The organism is Pusillimonas sp., assembly GCF_029263785.1.
GTDB lineage: Bacteria > Pseudomonadota > Gammaproteobacteria > Burkholderiales > Burkholderiaceae_B > Pusillimonas.
In genome coordinates this window covers 1-16,354 of sequence record NZ_JAJUFE010000007.1, presented here as the reverse complement: position 1 = coordinate 16,354, position 16,354 = coordinate 1, and the positions used below count along the sequence as shown (strand labels likewise).

Annotated in this window: 17 protein-coding genes; 3 read left to right on the top strand and 14 right to left on the bottom strand. The window is 58.7% G+C overall.

Going from position 1 to position 16,354, the window contains the following annotated elements; translation table 11 throughout:
* Window positions 1–19: 19 nt before the first annotated feature.
* Window positions 20–679 (top strand): GntR family transcriptional regulator, encoded by a 660-nt coding sequence (locus Q1J88_RS03570; RefSeq protein ID WP_301116122.1) that lies wholly within the window; start codon window positions 20–22, stop codon window positions 677–679.
* Between the two features lie 35 nt (window positions 680–714).
* Here Q1J88_RS03570 and Q1J88_RS03565 read toward each other — a convergent pair whose 3' ends face one another.
* Window positions 715–2,214, bottom strand: coding sequence for a catalase (locus Q1J88_RS03565; RefSeq protein ID WP_301116121.1), 1,500 nt, complete (start codon window positions 2,212–2,214; stop codon window positions 715–717).
* A 121-nt stretch (window positions 2,215–2,335) separates the two neighbouring features.
* Window positions 2,336–3,625 carry an arsenic transporter gene (locus tag Q1J88_RS03560; RefSeq protein ID WP_301116119.1) on the bottom strand — a complete coding sequence of 430 codons (1,290 nt, stop codon included), beginning with the start codon at window positions 3,623–3,625 and terminating at the stop codon, window positions 2,336–2,338.
* A gap of 203 nt (window positions 3,626–3,828) precedes the next feature.
* Between Q1J88_RS03560 and Q1J88_RS03555 the strand changes: the two genes are divergently transcribed.
* Window positions 3,829–4,404 carry a cob(I)yrinic acid a,c-diamide adenosyltransferase gene (locus Q1J88_RS03555; protein ID WP_301116118.1) on the top strand — a complete coding sequence of 192 codons (576 nt, stop codon included), beginning with the start codon at window positions 3,829–3,831 and terminating at the stop codon, window positions 4,402–4,404.
* A gap of 342 nt (window positions 4,405–4,746) precedes the next feature.
* Here the strand turns inward: Q1J88_RS03555 and Q1J88_RS03550 are convergent, their stop codons facing one another.
* Window positions 4,747–5,136: a cupin domain-containing protein gene (locus tag Q1J88_RS03550; RefSeq protein ID WP_301116117.1), complete on the bottom strand. Its 390-nt coding sequence runs from the start codon at window positions 5,134–5,136 to the stop codon at window positions 4,747–4,749.
* A 135-nt stretch (window positions 5,137–5,271) separates the two neighbouring features.
* Between Q1J88_RS03550 and Q1J88_RS03545 the strand changes: the two genes are divergently transcribed.
* Window positions 5,272–5,406, top strand: a complete 135-nt coding sequence (locus Q1J88_RS03545) for a hypothetical protein (RefSeq protein ID WP_301116116.1) — start codon at window positions 5,272–5,274, stop codon at window positions 5,404–5,406.
* Between the two features lie 64 nt (window positions 5,407–5,470).
* On the opposite strand, the gene gspF is transcribed toward Q1J88_RS03545, so the two are convergent.
* From gspF to gspG, 11 genes are all read right to left on the bottom strand, one after another.
* The gene (gspF, locus tag Q1J88_RS03540; protein WP_301116115.1) at window positions 5,471–6,676 is read right to left on the bottom strand and encodes a type II secretion system inner membrane protein GspF; all 1,206 of its coding nucleotides are present in this window, start codon (window positions 6,674–6,676) and stop codon (window positions 5,471–5,473) included.
* 16 nt (window positions 6,677–6,692) lie between these two features.
* Window positions 6,693–8,114: a type II secretion system ATPase GspE gene (gene gspE, locus Q1J88_RS03535; protein WP_301116114.1), complete on the bottom strand. Its 1,422-nt coding sequence runs from the start codon at window positions 8,112–8,114 to the stop codon at window positions 6,693–6,695.
* Window positions 8,111–10,480, bottom strand: a complete 2,370-nt coding sequence (gspD, locus tag Q1J88_RS03530) for a type II secretion system secretin GspD (RefSeq protein ID WP_301116113.1) — start codon at window positions 10,478–10,480, stop codon at window positions 8,111–8,113. Before gspD ends, gspE begins: the two co-directional genes overlap by 4 nt.
* Before the next feature lie 113 nt (window positions 10,481–10,593).
* The gene (locus Q1J88_RS03525; protein WP_301116112.1) at window positions 10,594–11,358 is read right to left on the bottom strand and encodes a general secretion pathway protein GspN; all 765 of its coding nucleotides are present in this window, start codon (window positions 11,356–11,358) and stop codon (window positions 10,594–10,596) included.
* On the bottom strand, window positions 11,355–11,936 hold the full coding sequence (gene gspM, locus Q1J88_RS03520) for a type II secretion system protein GspM (protein ID WP_301116111.1): 582 nt from the start codon (window positions 11,934–11,936) through the stop codon (window positions 11,355–11,357). The genes Q1J88_RS03525 and gspM overlap by 4 nt, the downstream gene beginning before the upstream one ends.
* On the bottom strand, window positions 11,933–12,958 hold the full coding sequence (gspL, locus tag Q1J88_RS03515) for a type II secretion system protein GspL (RefSeq protein ID WP_301116110.1): 1,026 nt from the start codon (window positions 12,956–12,958) through the stop codon (window positions 11,933–11,935). The genes gspM and gspL overlap by 4 nt, the downstream gene beginning before the upstream one ends.
* A gap of 7 nt (window positions 12,959–12,965) precedes the next feature.
* A complete protein-coding gene (gene gspK / locus Q1J88_RS03510; protein WP_301116109.1) occupies window positions 12,966–13,859 on the bottom strand; it encodes a type II secretion system minor pseudopilin GspK in 894 nt (297 codons plus the stop codon).
* A complete protein-coding gene (locus Q1J88_RS03505) occupies window positions 13,856–14,536 on the bottom strand; it encodes a prepilin-type N-terminal cleavage/methylation domain-containing protein (protein ID WP_301116108.1) in 681 nt (226 codons plus the stop codon). The genes gspK and Q1J88_RS03505 overlap by 4 nt, the downstream gene beginning before the upstream one ends.
* A 101-nt stretch (window positions 14,537–14,637) precedes the next feature.
* Window positions 14,638–15,003 carry a type II secretion system minor pseudopilin GspI gene (gspI, locus tag Q1J88_RS03500; RefSeq protein WP_301116107.1) on the bottom strand — a complete coding sequence of 122 codons (366 nt, stop codon included), beginning with the start codon at window positions 15,001–15,003 and terminating at the stop codon, window positions 14,638–14,640.
* Window positions 15,000–15,524 (bottom strand): type II secretion system minor pseudopilin GspH, encoded by a 525-nt coding sequence (gene gspH, locus Q1J88_RS03495; protein WP_301116105.1) that lies wholly within the window; start codon window positions 15,522–15,524, stop codon window positions 15,000–15,002. The genes gspI and gspH overlap by 4 nt, the downstream gene beginning before the upstream one ends.
* Window positions 15,490–15,954 (bottom strand): type II secretion system major pseudopilin GspG, encoded by a 465-nt coding sequence (gene gspG, locus Q1J88_RS03490; RefSeq protein ID WP_301116104.1) that lies wholly within the window; start codon window positions 15,952–15,954, stop codon window positions 15,490–15,492. The genes gspH and gspG overlap by 35 nt, the downstream gene beginning before the upstream one ends.
* Window positions 15,955–16,354 lie beyond the last annotated feature (400 nt).

Genomic DNA, 16,354 nt, shown 5'->3' with positions numbered 1-16,354 from the left:
ACTCATCAATTAACTATTCATGTCCAAGACCGACTCAACTCCGACCCTGGCCAGCAGCATTGCGGCCATGTTGCGCGAGCGCATTGCGCACGGCGAATTTGCTCCGGGTGCCAAATTGCGACTGGACGAGTTGAGGTCGATGTTCGGCGTAAGCCTTAGCCCCTTGCGCGAAGCATTGTCGCGCCTGTGCGCTGAAGGATTCGTAGCCATGGAGGACCAACGCGGCTACCGCGTGGTGCCTGTGTCCGAAAATAATCTGGACGAAGTCATCCGCCTGCGCGTGCAGTTTGAAAGCTACGCCTTGCGTGAAGCCATCAAGAAAGGGGATGACGCCTGGGAAGGAGAGGTGTTGGCGTCCTTGCACAGGCTGAACAAGATAGAGCGTGAGCGTGTGGAAGGTGTCAGCCAGTGGGAACAGGCCCACACTGTGTTTCACCGCACTCTGATTTCGGCCTGCAGCATGCCCTTGTTACTGCACTTCTGCGAAACCTTGCACGACCTGAACGACCGGTATCGGCGGATATTCCTGTCGGAAAATCCCATCGACAGAGACGTACGTCAGGAGCATGTGGACATTTGTTCGGCCACTCTTGAGCGCCGGCCTGATGACGCATGCGAGCTGCTGCGCTCGCATATAGAACGCACGGGGGCCAACGTGCTGAAGGCCCTCGTGCAGTAGATCAGTCAGATACAGATTAACGCACCAAACCCGGTTCAGGCGTCGCCCATGCCGGCCGCAGGGTCCGATCCGCGTCCCGAAAAGACCTGTTCTTCGATGCGTCGTCCTACATCGGCATCGATGTTTTTCCAGTATTCGATGGCGCGCTCAAGAACAGGGCTGCGCACACCGCCCAACAGGCTTCCGGCAACCTGGTCGACAAGTTTGCTGCGCTGATCGTCGTTGAACACTTCGCGCACCAGCGTACCGGCCTGGCTGAAATCATCATCTTCGGCGTGCAGGGTGTAGGCGGCACGTACCATTTCGCCGTCGGATTCCCATCCGTCAGGCATGGCACCCGTGTCGTCCGCCCAGGGCCGGCCGTGGCTGTTCGGCGCATACACCGGGGCGTTTCCGCTATGGTGATAGGCCATTTGTCCGTCGAACATATACGTGTTGACAGGTACCTTGGGTTGGTTGACAGGCAGCTGGTGGAAGTTGGCGCCGATGCGGTTGCGCTGGGCGTCGGCATAGGCAAAGGCGCGACCCAGCAGCATCTTGTCGGGTGACAGGCCGATTCCCGGCACAGTGTTACCGGGCGAGAAAGCCGCCTGCTCGATCTGCGCAAAGAAGTTCTCGGGGTTGCGATTGAGCGTCATTGTGCCAACGGGAATGAGCGGGTAATCCTTGTGCGACCATGTTTTTGTAAGATCGAACGGATTGATCCGGTATGTCTTGGCGTCGGCATAGGGCATGACCTGCACGGATAGCACCCACTTTGGATGCTCGCCGCGTGCAATGGCATCAAACAGGTCGCGGCGGTGAAAGTCGGCGTCTTTTCCTGCCATCTGTGCGGCTTCTTCGTTCGTGAAGAACTCCATGCCCTGTTGGGTGTGGAAATGGTACTTGACCCAGAACTTCTCACCTTTGGCGTTAATCCACATATAGGTGTGGGAGCCATAACCGTTCATGTGGCGCCAGGTGCGCGGCAGGCCACGTTCGCCCATCAGGTAGGTGACCTGGTGCGCGGTTTCCGGATTACTGGTCCAGAAATCCCATTGCATATGGTTATCGCGAAGCCCCGAATCCGGCAAGCGCTTCTGACTGCGAATGAAATGCGGAAACTTCATGGGGTCGCGCACGAAAAAAATGGGGGTGTTGTTGCCCACCAGATCGTAATTGCCCTCGGTCGTGTAGAACTTGAGCGAGAAGCCGCGTACGTCCCGCCACGTGTCAGGGCTGCCTGCTTCGCCGGCCACTGTGGAAAAACGCGCGAGCATTTCGGTTTTGACACCTTTTTGAAATAGCGCTGCACGCGTGTAGGCCGAGACGTCTTCGGTGGTTTCAAACACGCCAAACGCCCCGCCGCCCTTGGCGTGTGGCTGACGCTCGGGAACTTTTTCACGATTGAAGTGCGCCATCTGCTCCAGAAAATGGACGTCATGCAACAGCAACGGCCCGTTCGGCCCTACCGACAAGGTGTTGCGATCGCTTGGCGCGGGTGCGCCGCTTCCGGTTGTTGAATGGCCTGTTATGGTTTTTTTCGAATCGCTCATGGAGTTCTCCTTCTGGTTATGGCGTACGGCTCGGACCTGAAGTCCTGACTGCGTCCACTATAGTAGCCTGAACTCCTGATGCCAATAGGCGTTCATTGTGGTGCAGTATGGGGTTTGGTGGTCAGGCCCCGAGTGTCAGGCGTAAAGCCAGCGCTGCCAGGGTGAGCAGCAAGATGGGTGTCGTCACTACAACCCCGACGCGGAAGTAGTATCCCCAGGTAATCATCATTCCCTTGCCGGCCAGGACATGAAGCCAGAGCAGGGTGGCCAGGCTGCCAATGGGCGTAAATTTTGGTCCCAGATCGCTGCCGATTACGTTGGCATAAATCATGGCCTCACGGACCACGCCCTGGCTTTCCGACGCATCGATTGATAGGGCTCCGATAAGGACAGTGGGAAGATTGTTCATGACCGAGGAGAGGAGGGCGGTCAGCAATCCCGTGCCGAATGTAGCGGCCCAAAGTCCGTACTGTGCGCAGCTGTCGAGCAAAGTCGCCAAGTAGTTGGTCAATCCTTGATTGCGCAAGCCATACACCACCAGGTACATGCCAAGTGAGAACAACACAATCTGCCACGGGGCCTCGCGCAGGACCTTTCTGGTGTCGATGATGCCGCTGGCGCGCGCTACGATCCAAAGTGAAAATGCGGTGACGGCGGCGACAGCGCTTACGGGAATGCCCAGCGGCTCCAGACCGAAAAGGCCGGCCAGCAACAAGCCCAGGGTGATCCATCCTGCGCGAAATGTTGTGGCGTCGTGGATGGCTTCTGCTGGTGGCCGCAGTTGCTTCGTGTCGTACGTGGCGGGCAAACTTGAACGAAAGTAAAGAACAAGAACCAGCAAGGTTGCAGCAACAGACACGATGTTGACCGGTACCATCACTGATGCGTAGCGGCCGAAGCCTATCCCGAAGAAATCTGCCGTCACGATGTTGACGAGGTTGGACACGATAAAGGGCAGGCTGGCGGTATCGGCGATAAAGCCGGCGGCCATCACGAACGCCAGTGTGGCGGCCGGAGTCATACCCAATCTCACCAGCATGGCCATGACGATGGGGGTCAGGATCAGCGCTGCTCCGTCGTTGGCGAACAGTGCTGACACGAATGCTCCCAGCAGGATTATGGCAACGAACAGTCGTCTGGCCCGGCCGCGCCCCCAACGCCCCACGTGCAGGGCCGCCCATTTGAAAAAGCCGGCTTCATCCAGGAGCAGACTGATCACAATAATTGCCACGAAGGTGGCAGTGGCGTTCCAGACAATGTCCCAAACTACAGGAATGTCCTGAATTTGCACAACGCCTGTCAGCAGGGCGAGTCCGGCGCCGATGGACGCACTCCAGCCTATGCCAAGCCCTCTTGGCTGCCAGATGACGAGAACAAGTGTAAGTACGAATACTGCAGAGGCAACAAGCATCGAGAGGACAGGGTTTTAGCCGTGAACAAGCTTTTTATCGGTACCGGCGAGGAAGCAGGCCAAACGCGGATTATCTCAGCAAACCTTCCCGCTGCCCAATGGTGTCCGTATCATGTCGGGGCTGCAGAGCTGATTGGATGCCTGCAGCAACACCTTAAAGTCTGCGGTATCCTGAGCCCATTATCTTGATTACGGGCAGGACAATGGCGACTCGATTGACAATTATCACAACCCGAGGCGGTGATAGTGGCGACACGGGCCTGGGCGACGGCAGCCGCATCCGCAAGGACGCGCCGCGTGTCGCGGCGATGGGCGACGTCGACGAACTTAACAGTGCGGTGGGTCTGCTGCGTGCAGAGTCACTGCCGGCCGAAGTTGACGCGATATTGCGTCGCGTACAGAACGATCTGTTCGACGTTGGTGCGCAGCTGTGCATTCCCGGTCACACGGCAGTGGCTGAAAAGCAAATAGTGGCGCTTGAAAAGGCTCTGGCCTTGTATAACGCCGAGCTGGGCCCACTCAAGGAATTCATCCTGCCCGGTGGAACGCGCAGTGCGGCGCTGGCACATATGGCCCGGACCATCTGCAGGCGCGCGGAAAGGTCGGTGGTTTCGCTTCTGGTGGATGCGACAGGAGATCTCACCAAAGATCAGGACAGACCCGATCGGTTGCTTGTCCAGTACCTGAACAGGCTGTCCGATCTTTTGTTCGTGCTTGCCAGAGCCCTGAACAAGGCGGCGGGACGATCAGACGTGCTGTGGGAGCGCGAAGCCCATTAGCAAGGTTGATCGAAGAAGTAGTACGTGCCGTTTTTGATCTGCCGAAGACCAGGATAATCCCCAAGGCCCGATTGCCAAATGACGCATAATGTATATTATGTAAAGTCATAGATTGGCCTCTTTTAGATTGGCCTGTTTGATTGGTCTGTTTGAATGGCGGCTAGCCATTTCATCTGCATCTTCCATCAAGCCCTTCGAGCTTTACCTTCAAATCAGAATCGAGCCTACCCTTAAAGCAAAACTTAAATCAAAAAAGCAAAAAAGCCCACGCCGATTCGCACAAATGCGGGCGTGGGCTTTTCAATCGGCGTGCGCTTTTCGTTGCCGCCGACCGGACCGTTGCTATTCGGTCGTCTTGCCGTCGAAATGTTCTTCTTTTTCGTCGGCCTTGGTCGCATGAACAACACCATCACGATGCTCGGGTGGACCGTAAAGCGTATACAGGCGCAGCGGTTCGGAGCCGGTATTGATGACATTGTGTTCCGCACCGGCCGGCACGATGATGGCGTCGTCGTCTTCGATGGCTGTGGCTTTGCCGTCTATCACGACTTCGCCCTTGCCTTCTTCAATGCGGAAAAACTGGTCGTGTCCTTCGTGCACTTCGGAGCCGATTTCTTCACCCGGCTGAAGGGTCATGAGCACGAGCTGCAGGTGTTTACCGGTATAGAGTACTTTGCGAAACAGATCGTTTTCGACTGTCAGCTTTTCGATATCGTCGACAAAACCTTTCATGGGCTGGCTCCGTAAAAAGTGGTGGTTAAAGGTTGACAGACAAACAATATCACATCGTCGGCACCACATTATGCAAACAGGCAGGTTCGCCGCTTGCTGCCGTCCCAAGCGTTCATTCAGCAAAAAATAACAGTCATGTCGACAAGTTTATGGATAGCAATCGGCGTTGCCATTGGCGCAGCCATCGGAGTTGCACAGGACGATATTGGTTTGGGCATTGGCATGGGAATAGGTATTGGAATCGCCCTGGGCTTGGCCGCCAGGAAGTGATCGGGACGCGGGGTCGACGGATCAGGCTTCGCGCACCCGCCCGCGCCGCGCACTTCCTGTCTGCTTACTGCACTAACTGATTGATCTCGATGATGGGCATCATCACTGCCAGCACAATGACCAGAACGATGCCTCCCATGACCAGGATCATCAGGGGTTCAAGTATGGCAGTCATCGTCATGGCACGGCGTTCCAGTTCGGTGGCCAGAACAGTGGCAGCACGATCCAGCATGGCGGGCAGCTCGCCCGTGCGCTCTCCACTACCCACCAGGTGTATCAATAGTGGGGGAAAGACCTTCTGTGCCTGAAGGGCCTGCGCCAGCGGACTTCCCTCACGAACGCGATGGGTGGCTTCATCTACCGCCGCCTGCAGTTTGCGATTGTTCAGTGTGCGTCGTGAAGCGTCCAGCGCGTCAAGAAGTGGAACGTTGCTGCCGGTCAGGATGGCCAGGGTCGCAGCGAAACGGGCGACGTCAACGCCCAGGGCGTAACGCCCGAATACCGGCAGGCGTAAAACGCGGGCATGCCAGGCCAGACGTGCAGCGGGATTGCGCAGGCTCAGTCGCCACAGGGCGAACAATGCCACAAGAATCCCCACGGTCAATAAACCCCATTCACGGGCAAAATCGCTGGATGCCAGCATCATGCGCGTGAGCAGTGGCAGCGTCTGGTGAGCCTGGGTGAAGGCGCCCACCACCTGGGGCACCACGTAACTCAGCAGGAAGATGACAATGCCGATGGAGACGACGGTAACGATGATCGGGTAAATGAAAGCTGTCAGTACCTTGTTTCGCAGTGCTCCTCGGGACTCGATGTAATCAGCGAGTTTTTCCAGTACCTGGGCAAGATCGCCAGACTGTTCTCCAGCGTCGACCAGGGCCCGGTAAATTTCGGGGAAGTCGCGTGGATGTGCGGCCAGTGCGTCGCCAAGCCGGTGGCCGGCCCGGACGTCGTCTCGAACGGCGGCAAGGATCTGGGCGACATGTTTTCGTTCGGCCTGTTCAAGCGTAGCGCGCAATGCCGCTTCCAGGGGCAAGCGTGCAGCCAGCAAACTGGCGAGCTGTCGGGTCAGCCACCCCAGATCCGCGTCGCTGATTTTGGAGCCGGCAGACCAGCTCTGCCCTGCCCGCTTGCGCGTCTCTTTTACAGAAAGTGGTATCAGCCCGCGAGAACGCAAGATCTGGCGGGCACTGCGTTCGCTGTCGGCATCGAGGGTGCCCTGGTCACTGCGCCCCGTGGCATCGACAGCTTCGTAATGATAGGAAGGCATGGCGTGTCAACCTCGGTCAGCTGTCGCGGGTTACGCGCGCTACCTCTTCGCGCGAGGTCACGCCTTGTCCCACCCAACGCTGGGCGTCCTGGCTCAACGTGCGCATGCCGGCGGCCTGCGCGGCGCGTCGCAATTCCTGCTCGCCCTTGTCGGCGTGAATCATTTCGCGCAGGGTATCGTCAAGGACGAATAGCTCGTGTACTCCGGTTCGCCCGCTATACCCCGTGTGTCCGCAGGCCGGGCAGCCACCAGGCTTCCAGGCCGAGCTACCATCGGGCATGGGCGTCTTGCAATGCGGGCAAAGCTTGCGAACAAGACGTTGCGCAAGGGCTCCGCGCAAGGTAGAGGCGAGCAAAAACGGTTCGACACCCATATCAATAAGGCGGGTTACGGCCGATACCGCATCGTTGGTGTGCAGAGTAGCCAAAACCAGGTGGCCGGTCAGCGACGCCTGCACCGCGATCTGTGCGGTTTCGAGATCGCGGATTTCGCCGATCATGATGACATCGGGGTCTTGGCGCAAGATGGCGCGCAATGCATTTGCAAAGGTCAGATCAATTCTGGGATTGACCTGTGTCTGGCCGATGCCTGGCAAGTCATACTCGATAGGGTCTTCGACTGTCAGAATATTGGTGGTCGAAGCGTCCAGGCGCCCCAGCGCCGCATACAGGGTGGTGGTCTTGCCACTTCCGGTTGGGCCTGTTACCAGGAAGATGCCGTGGGGTTGCCGGATCAGGGAGTCGAGGCCTTGCAAGACGTCAGGAGCCATGCCCAATCGTTCGAGTTCGAGTCGTCCTGCCTGCTTGTCCAGCAGACGCAGCACGGCCCGCTCTCCATGCCCGGTAGGCAGGGTCGAGACCCGCACATCTATAGGCCGCCCCCCTACCCTCAGCGCAATTCTGCCGTCTTGCGGAAGGCGTTTTTCGGCGATGTCGAGGTTGGCCATGATCTTGATGCGGGAAACCAGTGCATTGTGCAAGGCCCGGCGCGGATTGACAATATCGCGCAAGGTGCCGTCTACCCGATAGCGAACTATCGAATGGGTTTCGAATGGCTCGATATGTATGTCACTGGCGCCGTCCCGTGCTGCTTGCGTGAACAATGCATTGATCATTCGGATGATAGGTGCGTCGTCGCTGGTTTCAAGCAGGTCTTCAACTTCGGGAATATCCTGCATGAGACGATCAAGGTCTATTTCATTTGCTGCAGCATCGACGATCTCGGCTGCGTCGCCGGTTTGTGCATAAGCAGCCGCCAGCAGTGTGTCCAGCTCGTCGTCACTGACCGTTCGAACGGGCAAGGCACCATGGCGACGGCGTATTTCGGCCAATGCCCAGGATGGGGTCCTTTCGGAGATGGTCAGTGCCGCGCCCGCGGCGCCAGTCTGGATCAGACAGCGCTGGGCCCGAGCCCAGGCGTACGGCAGGCGCGAAATCATGGCGATCCGTCTCCCAGCGGTTGTACGCTCATGGGTGCAGATACGGGCTGCACTTGAGGCCCATCGGCGCGGGGCTCGGTTCGCGGTGCGCTCCGCAAATCGAGCAGGCCGGTGGCGGCGTCACGTTGAATGTCGGGCAACGAGGCCGCCGCGGCGCCCGGCACCAGCCACGATGCGCGTACCGGCAAATTGTCTTGCGCTGCACGCATGTAGTTGTACCGATCAAGCGTCAGGCTCGCGCTGTCTTGAGGGGTACGTACGATGTGGGGCCGCAGGAAAACCATCAGGTTCGTCTTGCTGCGTCCCCGCTTCTGGTACTTGAACAGGTTGCCCAATACGGGGATGTCACCGAGCAAGGGTACAGATGTAGTGGAATCATCGACAATGTCTTCAAGCAGGCCACCCAGAACGATGATCTGGCCATCGTCCACCAGCACGCTGGTTTCGAGTGCGCGCTTGCGGGTGATGATGGTGCCGCTGGAGTCGGCGGTGGGCAAGGCTGAGCTCGGGTCGATGCTGCTGACCTCTTGATATAGCGACAGCTTGACGGTACCGCCCTCTGAAATTTGCGGCCGTATCCGCAATGTCAGACCTACATCTTCACGTTGAACTGTCTGGAATGGATTGCTGGCGCCGTCGCCTGTAGTGGTATAGGTGCCTGTCACGAATGGTACGGTGCGACCGACGATGATGCTCGCCTGTTCATTGTCGAGGGTCATCAGATTGGGCGTCGAAAGAATGTTGACCCCCCCTTGTCTTTGCATCGCTCTTGCCAGAACACCAAGATTCAGCAAAGGTTGTCCAAGTACGTCCACAGTGCCCTTGACCACGCCTAGGCTCATGCCGGGTCCCAGGGCGTCGATGGTCGTGTAGCTTCTGGACAGATTGCTGGCGATAGCTGTGCCCCCGAGGTTCGCGCCACCAAAGAACGAGGTGCCACCGTTGGCAATGCTGTCGCCGCCCGTCATCCATTGAACTCCGATTTCTGCGGCGTCTTCTGCATTGACCTCAACGATGAGACTCTCGATCAGGACCTGGGCTCGGCGCTGATCCAGGAGATCGATGACCTCGCGAAGGCTGCGGTACAACGGATCTGGCGCCGAGATAATAAGCGTGTTGGTAGTCGGGTCAGCTTGAACGGTAGCTCCGCCGGCTGAGAACGCCACAGCCTGATTTCCTCCGCGGAAATCCGGCATGGCGGTTCCCATGCTTCCACGGGACCCAGAGCCGGCCCCTGTCGATCCCGACGTGCTGGTATTCAGGCTGCCGGCGAAAGCACCTTCAAGCATGGAACCCTCGTCCAGCGTGCCGTCAAGAAGCGATGACCCCGATGTCGCTCCGGATCCGCCCTGCCCTGTCAGGGCGCCGCGAAGCACTTCTGCCAACTGAGTGGCTTGCGCGTTGCGCAAGTACACCACGTGCAGGTTGCCGGCACGTGACTCAGGGCTGTCTATACGGCGAACAAGATCGCGTGCAAGTTTGAGTCGTTCAGGGGTACTGGAACGGACCAGGACTGAGTTGCTTCGTGGGTCGGCCACAATCGTGGTGCCTTGCTGACCTGTATCCGCACCCCCTGGTGCCTGCAACATCTGCTGCGCCAGGGCGGCTACGTCCAGTGCCACACCGTATCGAATCGGAATGACATCCGTATTGATCGCCGTGGGAGTATCGATACGGGCGATGACGTTCGCGACGCGATCCAGGTTGTCGGCGTAGTCGGTGATCACCAAGGTGTTATTGCCGGCATGGGCAGCAATGGTGTTGTTGGGTGCCACCATCGGTCGCAAGATGGGCACGAGTGCTGCGGCGCTTTCGTATCGCAGTGGAAACACGCGGGTGACAAGCTCGCCGCCTCGGGCGGCCTGATCGCTCGACACGACAGGGCCGCCCTGCAACTTGGCGTCTGCCTCCGGAACGACGCGACTGACGCCATCGACATCGATGACGGCAAAGCCTTGCATGCGCAGCGCGCCCAGCAGCATTGAGTACGCTGTATCGGGGTCGACGGGGGTGTCTGATATCAGCGTCAACTGTCCCTTTACGCGGGGGTCGACAACAAAATTCCGTCCGGTGAACTGCGCCAGGGCACGTATGACACCTTGCAGGTCGGCCTCGTTGAAGTTCAGTGTGGTGCGTTGCTCCGCAGTTCCAAGTGATGGACGCTGGGCGGGTTCATCATCGAAGGCCGGCCTTTCCTGAATGGGCGGGAGCGGACGCTGAGGCGTGCCAGGCTGATCGACGTAGCGTCGTGCTTCCTGGGGAGGGGCATTGCCTACGGCTGTATACGCCACCAGCGGCGATCGGTCCGATTGCAGTTGGGTATCGGTAGCAGTGCAACCACCCAGCACCAAGGCGAACACCAGCATAGCCGGCCTTAGCCTGTGCTTCGGATGAAGGTTGAACAAGCGACTGTGGTTTTGAAAGAAGATCGTCATGGCTGCAGGTGGGTCTTCATGGTTTGGTTTGTCCAGTGGCGGGGCTAGCGGATTTTCATGGCAACTGAGCCGTCTCGTGGATTGATGGGGCCGATGGCGGCCAGAAGGCCTTGCAATGCCTGGCGCGTATCCTGGCTTGCCGATTCGTCGACCCAGGCCCTGCCGTCGAATTGCGCCCCGGCATGCGACGCGACGCCAGATCCTTCCATCATCAAAGGACCGTTGCGGGTGCGTAGTGCGAGCGCCATCGTGCTGCCTGAATCCTTGTTGACCGTCAGAGTGTAGTCGCCCATGGGCTTGATGCGGCTTAAGGAAGACGAAGCATTTCGCCAATGCCCTGTCAGAAGCGTCGGGGAGTTGCCCTGACCCGAAACGCTACGTCCGATAGTCAAGTCGGGCCACGACAATACAAGCATCCCGCCAGGATCAAGTGTGTTGAATATGGCATGAACAGCAGTGAGTGCGGTTGCCGGAAGCTGCAAGGATTGGGCAGACAATTGCACGCCGCTCCAGCCGGGAGCAAGCTTGAGCGGACCCTGAAGCCAAGGATGGCGAATGACAAGTTGCGGACCGCCCGAGAATGTCAGTTTCCAATGTACCCGGTCGGGAAGTGTACGGCGCAGGCCACCGACTCCGATGGCCACTGTTGCACTCGCGTTCCACATGGTGCCGGATGCGTCAACGATTCTCACCGGGGATGCTTCAGGAATCCAGGCCATCATCCAGCGGGCAGGCAATGCCCATAACGCTGCTGCCAGCGTCGTGGCCATCAGCACAAGATACCCGGTAGTGCGTGCAGCGCGTGTCATAGGGGCTCCGTAGACGGCATGGCAAGCACGACGGTACCGCTGAGCTGACCGGGTCTTTCGCGGCCATCAATATTGCTGCGTGCCAGATCCACACTCACCGTCTTGACCCGTGCTACATATGGCAGGCTGGCCAACCAGTGGATCAGTCGACTGGCCGGTGCATTGGAGAAGTGAATCTGCCAGCCGGCCGGGGTCTCGTCTGAGACCGAGATTTCGCTCAGACCGTCCAGCCCTACAGTGACCAGGCTGGTGCGCAGCGCTTCTTCAGTTTCTGAAGGTGTCAGTGTTCCTGAACGACTGCGGTTCAGGGTCTTCGCTTCGAGAATGACGGCGTCCAACTGGCTGGATTGCGACTGCAATACAGGAAGTCGCTCGTTGGCCTTCTGAACGTCGTCGAGCGCCGGTTTCAGGCCCACAAGCCAGATCAGGGCGACGGCCCCGACGCACGATGCGAGGCGAACCAGGTTTCTTTCGCGATTGCTGAGACGCTTCCAGGCGGCAGCGATTTGCCCGGCCATCGGCTCGAGCCTGATGCGGGCACTCTGCCCTATTCCGGAAAAAGGGTTCGGGGCGTTCATGAGGCTGAAGCTCCATTCGACATCGAGGTTGCCCTTTTGGCACGCCATACATGTGGTCTCGCATCATCTTTCGCGAGCATTATCTGCTGTGCGGCGGCAGCCTGAGCCAATGCTGCCTCGTTTCCCGGTGGAGCGTACCCTTCTGCAAGTGTAAGAATCAACTCGCCATTGGCGTATTGCAGTGCGCGAACGTGGCTCTGGGCAAATTCGAGTACTTGTGCGGTTGCCAAAGCCAAAGGCATGAAGTCATCGTCGGCACTGATGCCCTGCGTCAGGCGCAAGGACTCAAGTTGATTTCGTGCCTGCCGCAATGGGTCAATGACAATGGGAATCTCGGGGAAAGCCTGCAACACCGCGGCTTGCTGGCTGTGCTCAAGTGCCTTGACTTCGCCTTGCAGTCGGGCTGCGTATACGTTCAACCCCACTATCCAGACCACTGCAGCAAAGCCGGCCCATCGGACGGCTTTGCCCCAACGTCCTTTGGCCGTCGCGGGTCGCAGACTATCGTGGGCCAGAGACCAGGACGGCAGTGGCGCCAGCCACTGTGGTCCTGCGGGCAGGGCCAGTGGCTTCTGCAGTTGTCCGTCGGTTTGAGGAACAGCCAACGGATGCGGATAGATTCCGGCGATGTCAAGACCTGCGCCGGACAGCATTGACCAGGCTTGCGCCAGTGAGCGACGTGTCGCCCAGGCTACCGTAACTTCACCCTGCTCGTTGCGCGGGCTGTGTGCCACACATAGGTGATCAAGGTCTGACAGCACAAGGGGTTCGACGCTTCCCAGGACCGCAGCACTCAGACGCTGAGATGATACGGGCGGAACTGTAATTTGTGTGACGACTGCATCGTCAGGATGCAGTACGGCGTAGACCGGAACGGATGGGCATTGTGCGGCCAGTTGGGCGGGAGCAAGTTCGCCTGCTCTGGCAACGCGACCCTGACGATCGACCAGTACGAAAGCGATTTGGGATTCGGAGTCAAGTTGATCGAGCGGCGGGAGGGCCAGGCGCAAATGTTGTTTCATATTAGTATTAGTAGGTCACCCAGCGGACCGAAGCAAGGCCTTGGCTGCTGCGATGCAATAAAGCACGCAGGCTGACCAGGGTAGCCCCTACGGTAACCTCGCCCGTGACGCGAAACCAATTGCTGTTTACGCTTATACGTTGTGCGGCGTCATCAGTGGTCGTTCTGACGCGGTTCGTGAAGTCTCCACGATTGACAAACCATAGGCCTCGATCACGCTGCACCACCAGCTCTCGTGCGCCTGCGAGTCCAATTTCCGGGATGATTGCAGCCAGGACCTCTGCGGAGGCCGTATTGACGTTGATCTTGGTACCGGGCGGAAGCACTGTAATGTAAGGCTGCAGCGCATCAATGATCGTCTGCGAAAACCCCTCCAATGCGCGCAAGTCGTCCAGGCTACGCAATCCAACTGCCTTGGGGAGGCCATTTTCGCCAGGCTGCGCCAGGGCAACCCGGTGAGCCATGGCTCGCGCCAGATCGGGATTGATATCTAGCCATCGCAGCAGATTCTCCAGCATTTCGAGTTGGCCGGGAACGATTCGCCCACGTTCGGCTAATTCTGAAATATTGAACTTGGCTTGCTCATCTTCGATCTGACCCGAAAAAAGTGCGCGGTCGGGGTCTTCGGCAGTCCCTACGGGCAGACCCAAAACGGGCAAGGCCCACATTCCATCCAGGCGGGTGGTCGGGTTGCTGCGAGCGTCCATCATGAGGATGACCCGTGACCAGTCCAGTCCGCCCTTCAGCAGCCAGATCGCCTGGGTCCGGTCACGTTCAGAGATCAGGATACTTGCCATGATCCCCTGGCGTTCGATCACTGATGTGGCAAGTGCCGAAGCCGCCACCACTACCAGCAATGCAGCGATCACTGCCATGCCGCGTTGAGTGAGGCGTGAACTCATGGCAACACCACGACTTTGCGGTATGGGTCTTTTGCAGCACCCTGTCGGTATAGCGCGATTTCCAACCCCTGGACCGCCGTTCCTTGTGCGGCGCCGGGTCGCGCGGGTGTCTGAGGCGCCGTGCCGGCGTCATCCTCGTTTTGTGGTTCTACCCAGCCTTCGCCAGGCATCCATATCCTTACCCCAAGACCCTGAACCTGCTCCAGAACAGCGACCGGGGCGCTGGGTTCAGGTAAAGGAAGCACATAGGAAGGAATGCCGGCAGCGCGCATTAATCGGCCGTCTTCCAGATACCACCGCAAGCGCTGCCAAAGGCCGTCGCCCGCCGAGCGCACCAGGAACAGACCGTGATCCGGCTCCCAGCGGATGCCCGCAGGCAAGCGCCCGCGAGCGTCTTTTATATCGTTGTCATCAGCCCCGGGAAATGGTGACAGGCTGGGTTCGAGCACATCCTCACCCGCATGCAAGAGCAGGTCTCGTTCAATCTGCCCCAGCGCACGAACCAGGGCCAGGGTTTCTTCGCCGCGCTCATCCAGGCGCTCTCCGGTACGTTGAACCGCGTCCAGACCTTGCCAGGAAATAAGACTGACCAGTGCCATCAGCGTCAGGGCGACCAGCACTTCTATCAGCGTGAAGCCAAGCTGAGCGGTATTGTCTCGAGCGTTAGTTTGACGCACGGTATTCCGATCGGGTGCATCGCCCTGCACTGCACACTGCTGTCTGGAACCGCGAAAGGAGGTGCACGTTTCGACGCTTGCTTGTCGCTGGAATGTCGTGTTCATCGCAGCCTCGAAGTGATGCCGTCCAGTTCAGTCAGAACTGGTCCGTTACCGAGGCGTACCCGAATCGTCACGCGACGAAAATCGGGGTTGGGCGTTGCCTGTACGACTTGTTCACATCGAAATCCCAGAGGGCCCTGCGGGCAAGCTTCGGTGCGTCTGCCTGTGGCTGGAAATACAGCTTGCAGACGACTTTCGGCCATGAAGTTCTCGGCTGCCTGTTGGGCGAGGCTTCTTTCCTGCATCGCCCGGGTTCCGTTTGCCCCTACGCCTAGCGCGCGCACGCAAGCGGCCAGTGCCACAGCGGCGATAGCCAGGGCAACGAGGACTTCGACAAGAGTGAATCCCTGCTGGTGTCGTTTCATTGCTGTACCACGAAACGGCCGTTCCCCAGCCGGAGCAGGCGGATTGAAATGCCATCCGTCCGAAGTTCCAGATTGACCGGAGTGGTGATCCAGTCGGGTCCGAAGCTTAGCACTTCCTGCGGCTCGACCCTGACCTCAACGGGAGTTCTGGAGGACCATTCGCGAGGCCGCAATACGGAGTCGCCAGCCAGTGCGACGTCTTGTGGTTGCTGGGCCCGAGCAGCAAGCCGTGCCGGCAACATCATCCGGCGCGGTAGCCGCCTGAAGCGGTAGCCTTGCTGGTCGTGCTCCCAGACAATGCCATGGCCGCTGGCCCTGGCTTCAACCTGAGCCGCGCTAAACAGCTGTGCCAGCCTCTGGGCGTCCTGCCGAAGGGCTTTTTCTGTGTTGTTTCCAAACGCCGAAACGCTGGCCAAAGTTGTAGCAATGCCGATGATGAGCACTACGATCATCATCTCGAGCAAGGTAAACCCCTTCTGATCAGGGTCAGCGTGTCCAGGAACCAATGTCGGCGTCGACACCTTCGCCTCCAGGCTGCCGGTCGGCGCCGAGCGAAAATACGTCGATTTCGCCATGCACCCCCGGATTCAGATACTGATAAGGAGTGTTCCAGGGGTCGACGGGGAGCCGGTCCATATACGAGGTGCCCTTCCCCTGGCCGCCGGTCAGGGCCCCAAGCCCCTGCTCGTTGGACGGATAGCGCCCGTGGTCCAGCCGATACAACTTGAGTGCCTGCATGATGGCGCCGATATCCTGTTTGGCAGCGACGACACGGGCCTGATCCGGGCGGTCCATGACGTTGGGCACGACCAGAGCGGCGAGGATGCCCATGATCACGACTACCACCATGATTTCAATCAGGGAAAAACCACGTTGCGGATGACCACGAAATTCTGAGGCTTCGACGGTTGAGCGTGGAGTACTTCTGGATGTTTGCGTTTTACCTGTCATGTTGCTCGGGCATTACCGTGGACGCGGATGTAACGATGTCCAATATATGTGAATCAGCAGAATGAATTGGATACATATGAAGTCGAATGCATGCTACCTGTCGTCAATTGCCGACGTCAATGGTATTTACGATATTCACTGAAGATTTGGACAGGAATATGACCGAGGCGCCGTACAACAAGCACTTTCAGCTTGTGGCAATGTCCTTTAAGATAGTCGCCCATGGTCTCAAAGAAAATTCCTTTCGCGAGCTTCCTGTACCAACGGGGGCCAAGGTTGCTTCAGGCCGCTGCCATGCTTGCAGTTGCGGTGGGTGTCGGTCTTTGGGCTGCACTTCTTCTTGCGCCACGGCCGTTGGCGGCACCGCCTGCACTCACATTGGGCGAGGCGCCAGGCCAGG

What these genes read in the sequence shown, in the direction of transcription:
- Q1J88_RS03570 (WP_301116122.1), top strand. Translation starts at nt 20, where the DNA reads ATGTCCAAGACCGACTCAACTCCGACCCTGGCCAGCAGCATTGCGGCC.
- Q1J88_RS03565 (WP_301116121.1), bottom strand. Translation starts at nt 2,214, where the DNA reads ATGAGCGATTCGAAAAAAACCATAACAGGCCATTCAACAACCGGAAGC.
- Q1J88_RS03560 (WP_301116119.1), bottom strand. Translation starts at nt 3,625, where the DNA reads ATGCTTGTTGCCTCTGCAGTATTCGTACTTACACTTGTTCTCGTCATC.
- Q1J88_RS03555 (WP_301116118.1), top strand. Translation starts at nt 3,829, where the DNA reads ATGGCGACTCGATTGACAATTATCACAACCCGAGGCGGTGATAGTGGC.
- Q1J88_RS03550 (WP_301116117.1), bottom strand. Translation starts at nt 5,136, where the DNA reads ATGAAAGGTTTTGTCGACGATATCGAAAAGCTGACAGTCGAAAACGAT.
- Q1J88_RS03545 (WP_301116116.1), top strand. Translation starts at nt 5,272, where the DNA reads ATGTCGACAAGTTTATGGATAGCAATCGGCGTTGCCATTGGCGCAGCC.
- gspF (WP_301116115.1), bottom strand. Translation starts at nt 6,676, where the DNA reads ATGCCTTCCTATCATTACGAAGCTGTCGATGCCACGGGGCGCAGTGAC.
- gspE (WP_301116114.1), bottom strand. Translation starts at nt 8,114, where the DNA reads ATGATTTCGCGCCTGCCGTACGCCTGGGCTCGGGCCCAGCGCTGTCTG.
- gspD (WP_301116113.1), bottom strand. Translation starts at nt 10,480, where the DNA reads ATGCTGGTGTTCGCCTTGGTGCTGGGTGGTTGCACTGCTACCGATACC.
- Q1J88_RS03525 (WP_301116112.1), bottom strand. Translation starts at nt 11,358, where the DNA reads ATGACACGCGCTGCACGCACTACCGGGTATCTTGTGCTGATGGCCACG.
- gspM (WP_301116111.1), bottom strand. Translation starts at nt 11,936, where the DNA reads ATGAACGCCCCGAACCCTTTTTCCGGAATAGGGCAGAGTGCCCGCATC.
- gspL (WP_301116110.1), bottom strand. Translation starts at nt 12,958, where the DNA reads ATGAAACAACATTTGCGCCTGGCCCTCCCGCCGCTCGATCAACTTGAC.
- gspK (WP_301116109.1), bottom strand. Translation starts at nt 13,859, where the DNA reads ATGAGTTCACGCCTCACTCAACGCGGCATGGCAGTGATCGCTGCATTG.
- gspI (WP_301116107.1), bottom strand. Translation starts at nt 15,003, where the DNA reads ATGAAACGACACCAGCAGGGATTCACTCTTGTCGAAGTCCTCGTTGCC.
- gspG (WP_301116104.1), bottom strand. Translation starts at nt 15,954, where the DNA reads ATGACAGGTAAAACGCAAACATCCAGAAGTACTCCACGCTCAACCGTC.